This is a genomic window from Streptococcus infantis (assembly GCF_047464615.1).
Classification (GTDB): Bacteria; Bacillota; Bacilli; order Lactobacillales; family Streptococcaceae; genus Streptococcus; species Streptococcus infantis_Y.
Genome location: NZ_JASHBO010000010.1, coordinates 1 through 11,355, shown reverse-complemented (window position 1 = coordinate 11,355; position 11,355 = coordinate 1). Strand labels below are relative to the sequence as shown.

At 39.9% G+C, this 11,355-nt stretch carries 12 protein-coding genes, 1 tRNA gene, 1 rRNA gene, 1 other RNA gene and 1 pseudogene; 1 reads left to right on the top strand and 15 read right to left on the bottom strand.

Going from position 1 to position 11,355, the window contains the following annotated elements; translation table 11 throughout:
- The first annotated feature begins 94 nt into the window (after nt 1–94).
- A complete protein-coding gene (locus QM450_RS06885; RefSeq protein ID WP_414320091.1) occupies nt 95–1,105 on the top strand; it encodes a YeiH family protein in 1,011 nt (336 codons plus the stop codon).
- A gap of 28 nt (nt 1,106–1,133) precedes the next feature.
- On the opposite strand, the gene QM450_RS06880 is transcribed toward QM450_RS06885, so the two are convergent.
- The 15 genes and pseudogenes from QM450_RS06880 to rrf form a co-directional block, all read right to left on the bottom strand.
- Nucleotides 1,134–1,571 (bottom strand): CoA-binding protein, encoded by a 438-nt coding sequence (locus QM450_RS06880; protein ID WP_414320090.1) that lies wholly within the window; start codon nt 1,569–1,571, stop codon nt 1,134–1,136.
- Nucleotides 1,572–1,693: 122 nt separating this feature from the next.
- Nucleotides 1,694–2,662, bottom strand: coding sequence for a ribose-phosphate diphosphokinase (locus QM450_RS06875; RefSeq protein WP_000010179.1), 969 nt, complete (start codon nt 2,660–2,662; stop codon nt 1,694–1,696).
- 216 nt (nt 2,663–2,878) lie between these two features.
- A complete protein-coding gene (locus tag QM450_RS06870) occupies nt 2,879–3,373 on the bottom strand; it encodes a beta-class carbonic anhydrase (protein ID WP_414320089.1) in 495 nt (164 codons plus the stop codon).
- Nucleotides 3,374–3,532: 159 nt separating this feature from the next.
- Nucleotides 3,533–4,228 carry a TIGR00266 family protein gene (locus QM450_RS06865; protein WP_414320088.1) on the bottom strand — a complete coding sequence of 232 codons (696 nt, stop codon included), beginning with the start codon at nt 4,226–4,228 and terminating at the stop codon, nt 3,533–3,535.
- Nucleotides 4,229–4,299: 71 nt separating this feature from the next.
- Nucleotides 4,300–5,664: a DNA repair protein RadA gene (gene radA, locus QM450_RS06860; RefSeq protein WP_414320149.1), complete on the bottom strand. Its 1,365-nt coding sequence runs from the start codon at nt 5,662–5,664 to the stop codon at nt 4,300–4,302.
- A gap of 41 nt (nt 5,665–5,705) precedes the next feature.
- Nucleotides 5,706–6,197 carry a hypothetical protein gene (locus tag QM450_RS06855; protein ID WP_414320087.1) on the bottom strand — a complete coding sequence of 164 codons (492 nt, stop codon included), beginning with the start codon at nt 6,195–6,197 and terminating at the stop codon, nt 5,706–5,708.
- A 16-nt stretch (nt 6,198–6,213) separates the two neighbouring features.
- Nucleotides 6,214–6,753 carry a histidine phosphatase family protein gene (locus tag QM450_RS06850; protein WP_414320148.1) on the bottom strand — a complete coding sequence of 180 codons (540 nt, stop codon included), beginning with the start codon at nt 6,751–6,753 and terminating at the stop codon, nt 6,214–6,216.
- A 1-nt stretch (nt 6,754) separates the two neighbouring features.
- Complete coding sequence (locus QM450_RS06845; RefSeq protein ID WP_020900461.1) at nt 6,755–7,198, bottom strand: dUTP diphosphatase; 444 nt, start codon at nt 7,196–7,198, stop codon at nt 6,755–6,757.
- A gap of 215 nt (nt 7,199–7,413) precedes the next feature.
- Nucleotides 7,414–7,511: signal recognition particle sRNA small type (gene ffs, locus QM450_RS06840), an RNA gene on the bottom strand.
- A 32-nt stretch (nt 7,512–7,543) separates the two neighbouring features.
- On the bottom strand, nt 7,544–8,011 hold the full coding sequence (gene tadA / locus QM450_RS06835) for a tRNA adenosine(34) deaminase TadA (RefSeq protein WP_414320086.1): 468 nt from the start codon (nt 8,009–8,011) through the stop codon (nt 7,544–7,546).
- Between the two features lie 199 nt (nt 8,012–8,210).
- Complete coding sequence (locus QM450_RS06830; RefSeq protein ID WP_001832534.1) at nt 8,211–9,497, bottom strand: adenylosuccinate synthase; 1,287 nt, start codon at nt 9,495–9,497, stop codon at nt 8,211–8,213.
- 231 nt (nt 9,498–9,728) lie between these two features.
- Nucleotides 9,729–9,965 carry a sigma(X)-activator ComW gene (gene comW / locus QM450_RS06825; protein ID WP_414320085.1) on the bottom strand — a complete coding sequence of 79 codons (237 nt, stop codon included), beginning with the start codon at nt 9,963–9,965 and terminating at the stop codon, nt 9,729–9,731.
- Nucleotides 9,966–10,581: 616 nt separating this feature from the next.
- A pseudogene (tnpA, locus tag QM450_RS06820) lies at nt 10,582–10,968 on the bottom strand (IS200/IS605 family transposase); the annotation flags it as partial.
- A gap of 182 nt (nt 10,969–11,150) precedes the next feature.
- A tRNA-Asn gene (locus tag QM450_RS06815) sits at nt 11,151–11,224 on the bottom strand.
- Nucleotides 11,225–11,229: 5 nt separating this feature from the next.
- Nucleotides 11,230–11,345: ribosomal RNA gene (gene rrf / locus QM450_RS06810) — 5S ribosomal RNA — on the bottom strand.
- Between the last annotated feature and the right edge of the window lie 10 nt (nt 11,346–11,355).

Sequence of the window (11,355 nt, the reverse complement as noted above, 5' to 3'; positions counted from 1 at the left end):
AAAATTACATCTAGAATTAGCCTTCCAAAGGCTTTCTATTTACTTTTTTCCGAGATAAGATTATAATAAGGAGTATTTATTTTCGGAGGTTTTTATGTCATTTCTATCAAAAAATTGGGCAGGACTGTTAGCCTGTCTGATCATTTCTATCATCTCTTGGGTTTTAGGAGGCTTTCTGCCTGTTGTGGGAGCACCTGTTTTTGCCATCTTTATTGGCATGATTCTCCACCCATTTCTCACTTCCTATAAACAACTAGATACTGGTTTGACTTACAGCTCCAAGAAATTGCTTCAGTATGCAGTTATCTTGCTTGGTTTTGGACTCAATATCTCTCAAGTTTTCGCAGTTGGAAAATCTTCACTCCCTGTCATCCTCTCAACTATTTCTATTGCGTTGATCATCGCTTATCTCTTCCAGCGCTTTTTTAACCTAGATACAAAGCTAGCTACCTTGATTGGAGTTGGATCTTCTATCTGTGGCGGTTCTGCCATTGCAGCGACTGCTCCTGTTATTCACGCCAAGGAAAAAGAAGTGGCCCAAGCCATTTCCGTTATCTTTTTCTTCAATGTCTTGGCCGCACTTATCTTTCCAACTCTAGGAACCTGGCTTCACCTATCAAACGAGGGATTCTCCCTCTTTGCAGGCACTGCGGTCAATGATACTTCCTCTGTAACAGCCACTGCCAGCGCCTGGGATAGTCTTTACCACACAAACACTCTTGAGTCTGCTACTATTGTCAAACTGACACGCACCTTAGCTATTATCCCTATCACTCTCTTCCTTTCTTACTGGCAAAGTCGTCAACAAGGCAACAACCAAGGAGTAAAACTTAAAAAAATCTTCCCTGTTTTCATTCTCTACTTTATCCTAGCTTCCCTGCTAACGACCACCCTTACTTCCTTCGGTGTCAGCAGTAGCTTCTTTGCACCTCTCAAACAACTATCTAAATTCCTCATCATCATGGCCATGAGCGCTATCGGTCTCAAAACCAATCTCATTGCTATGATTAAGTCCAGCGGTAAATCCATTCTTCTTGGTGCCTTCTGCTGGATTGCCATCATCCTGACTAGCTTGGGTATGCAAACACTCATCGGTATTTTCTAAGACAAAAGGTAGCCCGCAAGCTACCTTTTTATTGTTCAATAATTAAGCGTGTATGTTCTCTCTTAATACAACGATTCATCACGATATCATCGCAACCTCCAGCACGCAAGATTTCTTCCGCTTCTAGACTTTCAAGTCCTAGTTGCGCCCAGAAAATCTTAGCATCTGCCTTGAGAAAATCACGTGCTACATCAGGCAGAAATTCACTACGACGATAGACATTGACGATATCTACAGGGAAAGGAATCTCAGCTAGACTGGCATAAGCCTTTTCTCCCAAGATTTCCCCACCTGCAGCCTTAGGGTTTACTGGAATGATTTTATAGCCACGAGCCTGCATTTCCTTTGTCACTCGATTGCTCGTTGTTTCTTCACGATCAGACAAGCCTACTACTGCTAGAGTTTTACTAGTTGCTAGATACTGACGGATCACGCCATCACTTGGATTGATAAATTCTTGAGTCATAAAAATTCTCCTTTTTCCATCAGTATAGCACATTTTGAAAGGGTTTGCAGAATTCTGCTACCAAAAAACTCCCAACAAGGCCTATCACTTTGTTAGGAGTTTTGTCTGATCCAACGAATTCGTTAGATTTTTTTCTCAATACTAAATAATGGAGATAGAGGACGTTTTTCGTGGATACGGATGATAGCATCTGCCAAGAGATGAGCGATAGAGATTTGCTCAATCTTATCAATCAATCTCTCTTCTGGTAGGTAGATAGTATCCAAAACAACTAATTTTTTAATAGCTGATTTTTGGATATTATCCATAGCAGGCCCTGAAAGAACTGGGTGCGTACAACTTGCGTAAACTTCGACAGCACCAGCTTCAGCAAGAGCATCTGCCGCATGGCAAATAGTTCCAGCTGTATCGATCATATCGTCAATCAAGATACAAGTCTTGCCTTCTACTTTACCAATGATGTTCATCACTTCACTGGTATTCATCTTGTCTACGCTACGACGTTTGTCAATAATAGCAATTGGAGTTTTCAAAAACTCTGCCAATTTACGAGCACGAGTCACCCCACCATGGTCTGGGCTGACAACCACATAGTCAGAACCAACCATTCCACGACGCTCAAAGTAATCTGCAATCAAAGGAGCACCCATCAAGTGATCAACAGGAATATCAAAGAATCCCTGAATCTGCGCAGCGTGCAAGTCAATCGTCAACAAACGATCCACTCCAGCTACTTCAAGCATATTTGCTACAAGTTTTGAAGTGATTGGCTCACGCGCTCTCGCCTTTCTATCCTGACGTGCATAACCATAGTAAGGCATAACAACGTTGACAGATTCTGCACTGGCACGTTTCAAAGCATCTACCATAATCAAAATTTCTAGCAGATTGTCATTTACAGGTGAGCTAGTTGATTGTAGGATAAAGACGTGTTTTCCACGGATCGATTCTTCAATATTAACTTGAATTTCTCCATCTGAAAATTGACGTACGGTTGATTTTCCCAACTCTATCCCAATCTCTTGCGCCACACGCTCTGCCAATTCTCTATTTGAAGAAAGGGCAAACAGCTTTAAATCAGAAAAAGACATGATTTCCTCCAGTATTTATGTATCGCTTGTGTTTTTTCACAACATTTTTCCAACTACCATTGTAGCGCTTTTTTCTTGATTTTTCAATAAAAAATAAGACAAGAGTAGACATTTATACCCTTGCCTTGTGCTCATTTATATTCCCTATATTCAAGCAAAAATGTGACAACTTATACATTCTATCTCATGGGAAGATAGGAACTCACAAAGGAAACGTTAGTAGACCTCTCTCATACTACCTGTATCCACATCATAAACTGCACCTGAAATAACGACATCATCTGGAATCAGTGGAGACTCTCGAAGTAACTGCATATCCTCACGAACACTCTCCTCAACATCTTGAAAAGGGAGAAAATCTTGACCCGAGACATCAACCCCTAATTCTGTTTTTAAATGTTCTTGAAACTCTTCGTTTTGAAATGTCTGTGCACCGCAGTCTGTATGATGGAGCACCACAATTTCCCTTGTCCCCATTTGTTGCTGGGAAATCACAAGCGAGCGAATCATATCCTCCGTCACTCGACCACCCGCATTCCGCAAAATATGGGCATCCCCAAGAGCTAATCCTAGGGCTGGGGCTACGTGTAAACGCGAGTCCATACAAGTTACGATTGCAACCTTGGTCTTTGGTTTGATTGATAAATGGAGATCTCCATGCAATTCTACATAGGCTTGATTGGCTTTTAAAAAATTTTCAAAATAGGACATGACAACTCACTTTCTAGTCTACCAGATAATTTGAACACCAAATTATTTATCTCCTATCTTACCATCTTTTCTTTGTTTTGTCAGTTGTCAACCTTCATATACAAAAACAGGGACAGAGACATCCAGCTTCTAGCTTGGGCTTCTGTCCTAGTTTTATGTTTATGATCCTTTTTGGATATACTTATTGAGTGAACCTGCAAAGCTCTGAAGATTGAGACTTTGTACGTAGACCTCACCAGTTCCTCGGAAGGTATTCACCACTCCTTCGCCTGTACCAATAGACTGCCAGAAGCCATTTTCTAGGTGAATATCATAGTCCAAAGATTGACTCCAAGCCACCACATGGGCATTGTCAATCGTTATTTCTTGGTTTTGAAGCTCAATTTTCTTAATAGAGCCAAAAGCATTGGCCAAGAGAGTTCCCTGACCTTGGGTAGTCATGACAAAGAGACCACCTTGCCCTCCGAACAGAGCTTTACCAATAGACTGACTCTCCATAGTATAGGAAGCTGTACCATCAAGAGCTAGAAAGGCCCCATCATTCAGTCGATATTGTTTTTCACCTAGTTCAAGAGCAATTACTTGCCCAGGAGTATCTGGTGCTAGAGCAAGGTTCCCGTTATCAGACTCTGCTACAGCTTGAGTAATGAAGGTGCTTTCACCAGAAACCATTGAACGTCCTACAGCTTTAACAAAACGCCCTAAACCAGAACCGCTAGCATTGAGCTGAGTATTGAGACTTACATTGGGTGTGTGGTAGACCATGCTCCCCCGCTGGATATAGACGGTTTCTCCTTGATTGAGTGACAACTCTACCAAAGGAAATTGCATATGACTGTCCATAGAAAATTTCATCAGAAATTCCTCCTTGTTTTTAATAAATATTGGCTATAAAGTGTTTTGCAAACTAAAACTGAGTAAGACTATTAGGCAAAGACTTTTTTCAAGACTTCCTGAATAGTCGTCACTCCAATCACCTGAATTTCCTTAGGTGGCTTGATTCCAGTTAAAGAATTCTTTGGTACATAGATTTTTGTAAATCCAAGTTTAGCAGCTTCGTTGATACGTTGCTCGATACGATTTACGCGCCGAATTTCTCCAGTCAAACCTAATTCTCCTACAAAACATTCCTGAGGATTGGTTGGCTTGTCCTTATAGCTTGAAGCAATCGCAACTGCAACTGCCAAGTCAATAGCAGGCTCATCCAATTTGACACCACCAGCAGATTTGAGATAAGCATCCTGATTTTGTAAAAGAAGCCCTGCTCGTTTCTCCAAAACAGCCATAATCAGACTTGCACGATTGAAATCAAGGCCTGTTGTAGTTCGCTTGGCATTTCCAAACATAGTCGGTGTTACCAAGGCTTGAACCTCCGCAAGAATAGGACGGGTTCCTTCCATAGTCACCACGATGGACGAACCAGTTGCTCCATCTAAACGTTCTTCTAGGAAAACTTGACTCGGATTGAGAACCTCAACCAAACCACCTGATTGCATCTCAAAAATCCCAATTTCATTGGTCGATCCAAAACGGTTTTTGACCGCCCTCAAGATACGGAAGGTATGGTGGCGTTCCCCCTCAAAGTAAAGCACCGTATCCACCATATGCTCCAACATACGAGGACCCGCCAAGGTTCCTTCCTTGGTCACATGACCGACGATAAAGATAGCGATGTTATTGGTCTTGGCCAGCTGCATGAGTTCTGCAGTCACCTCACGTACCTGGGAAACAGAACCCTGAACTCCAGAAATCTCAGGAGACATGATGGTCTGGATAGAGTCGATGATGAGGAAGTCTGGCTGAATGCGCTCCACCTCTGCCCGCACGCTCTGCATATTGGTCTCTGCGTAGAGATAAAACTCACTATCAATATCACCTAAACGCTCTGCACGGAGTTTGATTTGCTGGGCAGACTCCTCCCCGCTGACATAGAGAACAGTTCCTACTTGAGACAACTGGGTTGAAACTTGTAAGAGCAGGGTTGATTTACCAATCCCTGGATCCCCACCGATAAGGACAAGACTTCCTGGTACCACTCCTCCACCAAGAACTCGGTTAAACTCCTCCATCTCAGTCTTGGTTCGATTGACATTGATGGAAGTTACCTCAGCCAGTTTCATAGGTTTAGTTTTCTCACCTGTCAAGGACACACGCGCATTCTTGACTTCTGCAACCTCGACTTCCTCAACAAAAGAAGACCAAGACCCACAGTTTGGACAACGTCCTAGATATTTAGGGGAATTATACCCACAATTTTGACATACAAATGTCGCTTTTTTCTTTGCGATGATTCTAATCCTTTCATTTTAAAATCTCTTATTAATTTCCCAAATCAGTAACTATTTCTTTTCAGAACAATCAGTCCACCATCATCCGCATGGACATAATACCCCCCATCAGGACTAAATCCAAAAATATAGGGTAAATAACCTTTATAAATTTGAGTCCTAGTTTCTTTATTCTCTTCCCAATAAATGGTTAAAATCGGATATTCTTCAGATTGGTCTTTAGCCATTGTCACTCGGATGTCTTTACCATTATACAAAGGAAGGCTTCCACCATATTGTCCAGCGATAGGGATAGGAGAGTCGTAACCATCACACATAGCTACTAACTCTATCTCATCGTAATCCCCATCTATTGGAGTGACTTGACCTTTTTCACTATCGATGATGGACATATATTCTGAAGAAATGCAAAGGATTTTTTGATAGTCTACTGGAAGAAAAGCCAAGTAAAGAAAACCTCCAATACTAATCTCATACACCTTCTTATACCCTTGACAATTCTCTGCGGTAAAAGCTTGAAAATCCTTATAGCTCATTTCATTGTGCTTCTTTCTATATCTCTATCTCACACTCAATCACTTGGCAAAAATCAATCTTCTCGTCTGGTACAAATTGGCGCATGAGCATTCCGTGAGTTACAATGATCATAGTTTTATAATTTTTATATTTTTCCAAAGCTCTTAAAAAACGATGACGCATCTCTAGATCAGTTTCATAGCGATAAGGAGAATCTTCAGATAAACCTCCTTGATGTTTTAGATAATATTCATGAGCTACCAATACACTAGTTAAATCAGAGTTAGTGCCATCTAAGTCTGGACGCCACTCATGAAAAAACGGCTCCACAAATAAATCCAATCCTGTTTCAACTGCTATATAATGTGCTGTTTCTAAAGCCCTCGTCACAGACGATGAAATAATAATCTCTGCTTTTCCAAAACATGCAGTTTTAGCAACTTCTTTTGCCAGACTGCGACCTTTTCCTGTCAATGGTGCTAAATCACGACCAAAACCACTATAGAGTTGCGGATTTTCAAGTTTATCAAGCATACTATAATCTGGCTCCCCGTGACGTACAAAGATAATCTTCATCTTAGTGCCCAGTTGATCCAAATCCACCAGTCCGAACGCCATCTGCCGCATCGCCATCCGCAATCAAAAATGGAGCAAAGATAGCCTGAACCACACGTTCCCCAACTTCAAGAACAACCTCTTGGTCTGTGATATTCTTCATCTGCGCAAAGATATGTCCTTCATTTCCTGGGTTACCATAATAATCTCCATCAATGACACCCACAGAGTTAATTAAAACCAAGCCCTTCTTACGAGGGTTTGAAGAACGATCATAGAGGTAGAGAACCTCAGTCGGTTGCATATAAGCCTTAACCCCTGTCGGAACCAAGACAATCTCTCCTGGCGCAATAACCGTACGCACTGCAACCTTTAAATCGTAACCAGCCGCATGCGCTGTCTCACGCTTAGGCAATAAATTCTCATCTGTAAAACTCGAAACCAATTCAAAACCACGAATTTTCATAATTTTCTCTTTTCTATTATCATTTATTCTAGATTATTCTATCTTATTTATTCGGAAAAAGCACGAAAAATCTTCTATATTAAATAAAGAAAAGTGTCCTATCAAAAAGCAAACAATAAAATCATACAAAAAAATTTAAAGATATTTCAAATGTCACTTATTTTCCCCTTTATTAACAAACTCATTCTTTTTTAGCCACACTTAAACTATTTTCTTTAAAGCACAAAAAAAGAGCACACAATTCACTTCGCTTAGGGCTGCTGGATTCCTCCCCTGACCCGCTTCACGCAGAACTGTTGCTCCATTAATTATTATACCACATTCCCAAAGATTTTAAAAGAGAAATTATTTTTTCCGTCGATTTCTGAAAAATTCCTGCATAATGCCAGCACAGTCACTCTCTAAAATGCCCGTCTCAACCTCTACACGATGATTAAGACGCTCATCTGTCAAGATATCATACAGACTTCCAGCTGCACCAAATTTCTGATTTTTAGCCCCATAGACTACCTTTGGGATACGGGCAAGCCCAATCGCCCCGCTGCACATGACACAAGGCTCAATGGTCACAAAAAGTGTGCAGTCCAACAAACGCCAGCTCTCTTCCCTCAGATTCGCATTCTCTATGGCCATAATTTCCGCATGCATGACCGCACGTTGCAACTCCTCACGTGCATTGTGGCCCCTACCAATGATTTCTCCATCCTTTACAATTACGCAACCTATTGGGATTTCATCATGCTCTAAAGCAATCTCAGCCTCTCTCAAAGCTTCCCTCATAAAGACTTCTTTTTCTTCAACTGTATAATTCATCAATTTCCCTTTTACTACTTATCGATTTTATTATTATATCATGAATCCCAACACAAAAAAAGCCACCGAATGCGGTGACTTTATAGGGAGATTATTATGAAAAAGAAAAGTTTAGGATATTTGTTACAACAAGTTAGGAGGTCTTCTTGTAACTGTCTATAGTATACCCGACCTATCTTAAACAAATCTTAAAAATCTCTTAGGACCAAACACTTTCTAAAATATTTGTTTGTTCACGACCAGGACCTACTGAGAAAGTAGAAATACGAACGCCAACCAATTCACTCACACGACGAACATAGTTACGCGCATTCTCAGGAAGATCTTCTAAATTACGAACTCCGGTAATATCTTCTGACCAACCTGGCAACTCTTCATAGATAGGCTTGCAACGTTTCAATTGCTCAAGACTAGCTGGATAGTAGTCAATACGTTGACCATCAAGATCATAGGCCACACAGATTTTCACAGTATCTAAACCACTCAAAACATCAATAGAGTTCAATGAAAGGTTAGTGATACCAGAAACACGACGACTATGGCGCATCACAACGGAGTCAAACCAACCTACACGACGTGGACGACCAGTTGTTGTACCATATTCATGACCGACTTCACGGATACGTTCTCCCACTTCATCAAACAACTCAGTTGGGAAAGGACCGTCTCCTACACGACTGGTATAGGCTTTACATACACCAACAACCTTGTCAATCTTACTTGGACCAACACCAGAACCAATCGTAACACCACCAGCCACAGGGTTTGATGACGTAACAAATGGATAAGTACCTTGGTCGATATCTAGCATAACACCTTGTGCACCTTCAAAAAGCACACGTTTCCCGTTATCAAGCGCATCATTCAAAATGACAGATGTGTCTGTGACATATTTCTTGATTTGTTGACCATATTCGTAATACTCTTCAAAAATATCATCGAAAGCAATCGCTTTACTGTCATACAATTTTTCAAAAAGACGATTCTTTTCAGCAAGGTTACGTTCTAAACGCTCACGGAAAATATCTTTATCCAAAAGATCTGCGATACGAATCCCGACACGAGCAGCCTTGTCCATATAAGCTGGACCAATTCCCTTGATTGTAGTACCAATCTTATTGTCTCCCTTAGCTTCTTCTTGCAAACGATCCAACTCGATATGATAAGGCAAAATAACATGCGCGCGATCAGAAATACGCAAGTTATCAGTTGTCACACCCTCCTCATGAAGATAGCTCAACTCTTTTACAAGAGATTTAGGATTTACAACCATACCATTCCCAATAACAGAGATTTTTTCAGGGAAGAAAATACCAGATGGAATCAAGTGCAATTTAAACTTCTTACCATCAATCACAATCGTGTGACCTGCATTATCACCACCTTGATAACGTGCAATCACCTCTGCATTCGCTGAAAGGAAATCTGTAATCTTCCCTTTACCTTCATCACCCCATTGGGTACCTACAACAACAACTGAAGTCATAATCTTGTCTGAGCCCTCAGGCTCTTCCTTTCTCACATACATGGCAGGAATCTCACCTGCAATTATATCTTACAATTTATTATAATAAAGATTCTCAATTTTTTCAAGACCAAAGACTAGAATCATTAGGGAATTAGAGAAAATTAGAAAATTAATATTAAAAAAATATTGTAAATTTATATTATGAAAAGAAAAAACTATAAAATCGTTCGGAAATATGAAAATTATAAATTATCCCCCAACATAGTCATTTGAAATCAATAGCTGTTCAATGTACAAACGGTAGCAAGTTCTATAGTGGTAAGAAAATAAAGGATGCATAACATCAAGCTTGTACCGAACTAAATAATAGAGTAAAAATCGAAGATGAAAAACTTCCCATTCTAAATCATTATCTACTAAATAACTATATTCCTTTTCAATAACATCATAAAAATCAAGATATTGTTCATAAATCTGTTCAATCATTTTATTTAACTCCATTTCTATTGATAAAATGAGTATAACAAAAAAATAGAAGAATCAGGGAAGATACTTCTATCATGTACTATAATGAATATTCAAATAAATAACAGATAAAGACAACTAACAGATCAGGTGCACAATACTACATTTCAAAAAAAGATCTAAAATTTTCCTAATGAAAGAGAAACAAATACTGTCTAAACTATGATGGCAAGACCACACAATCCACTAAAGAATTACTTATAAGACCTATTAAAAAAAACTTAAAATAAAACACTCAAATCTAACAAACTTATAAAAATATTAAATATTAATAAAGTGGCAAATATAAAAAGACAAAAATGACCTCTGAAAGATAAATCATGACAACCCGTCTAACAGGTGGTTTGAACCAGGACTATAAGCCCAAATTACCAGCCAGCGCCTAAAGACGCTGGCTTTCACCTTGTTCAAGCTGGCTCGTCACTCGCCTCTTAAAGAGGCCTTGGTATTACTTACCACTATCCCTAAAGGGATCCTCATATTCTTTTACACTCAATTTATCTAGTGCTATATCATGCTTTACTCGTTCTCAAATTTTCATACTCGTGAAGAAATCATCCACTGGATAATTTCTTTAATCTTGAATATATTTCTTAATTGTGGCTTCATTGAGTCCAACCGTACTCACATAATAACCTTCCGCCCAAAAATGACGATTCCCAAACTTGTACTTGAGATTAGCGTGTTTGTCATACATCATGAGTGCACTTTTACCTTTTAAATACCCCATGAAACTTGAAACACTTATACTCGGTGGAATACTGACTAACATATGTACATGGTCTGGCATTAAGTGACCCTCGATAATCTCAACTCCTTTATAACTACACAAGCGATGAAATATTTCGCCTAAACTACTTCGATATTGATTATAGATTACTTTTCCTCTATACTTAGGGGTGAACACAATATGATACTTACAGTGCCACTTTGTGTGCGATAAACTATGTGCCTTTTGTGCCATATTTTTCTCCTTTCGCTTTACAATTGGCTTGAACACCTTTATTGTATCGTATTTGGAGTTTTTGGGGTATAACCTTCGACGCGCACCTACATAGCGGGTGTTTTTTTGTCTCGCTCCGTGAGGTGCGATACATACAGACTGAAAGTCACATAAAAAAAGACGTTCCAAGGAACGTCTACATACTCCGCCAGTAGGACTCGAACCTACGACATCATGATTAACAGTCATGCGCTACTACCAACTGAGCTATGGCGGATTAAAGCTAAGCGACTTCCTTATCTCACAGGGGGCAACCCCCAACTACTTCCGGCGTTCTAGGGCTTAACTTCTGTGTTCGGCATGGGTACAGGTGTATCTCCTAGGCTATCGTCACTTAACTTTGAGTAA

Coding starts and splice junctions, on each gene's coding strand:
- QM450_RS06885 (WP_414320091.1), top strand. CDS start 95: ATGTCATTTCTATCAAAAAATTGGGCAGGACTGTTAGCCTGTCTGATC.
- QM450_RS06880 (WP_414320090.1), bottom strand. CDS start 1,571: ATGACTCAAGAATTTATCAATCCAAGTGATGGCGTGATCCGTCAGTAT.
- QM450_RS06875 (WP_000010179.1), bottom strand. CDS start 2,662: ATGTCTTTTTCTGATTTAAAGCTGTTTGCCCTTTCTTCAAATAGAGAA.
- QM450_RS06870 (WP_414320089.1), bottom strand. CDS start 3,373: ATGTCCTATTTTGAAAATTTTTTAAAAGCCAATCAAGCCTATGTAGAA.
- QM450_RS06865 (WP_414320088.1), bottom strand. CDS start 4,228: ATGAAATTTTCTATGGACAGTCATATGCAATTTCCTTTGGTAGAGTTG.
- QM450_RS06855 (WP_414320087.1), bottom strand. CDS start 6,197: ATGAGCTATAAGGATTTTCAAGCTTTTACCGCAGAGAATTGTCAAGGG.
- QM450_RS06850 (WP_414320148.1), bottom strand. CDS start 6,753: ATGAAGATTATCTTTGTACGTCACGGGGAGCCAGATTATAGTATGCTT.
- QM450_RS06845 (WP_020900461.1), bottom strand. CDS start 7,198: ATGAAAATTCGTGGTTTTGAATTGGTTTCGAGTTTTACAGATGAGAAT.
- tadA (WP_414320086.1), bottom strand. CDS start 8,011: ATGAATTATACAGTTGAAGAAAAAGAAGTCTTTATGAGGGAAGCTTTG.
- QM450_RS06830 (WP_001832534.1), bottom strand. CDS start 9,497: ATGACTTCAGTTGTTGTTGTAGGTACCCAATGGGGTGATGAAGGTAAA.
- comW (WP_414320085.1), bottom strand. CDS start 9,965: ATGATTGAACAGATTTATGAACAATATCTTGATTTTTATGATGTTATT.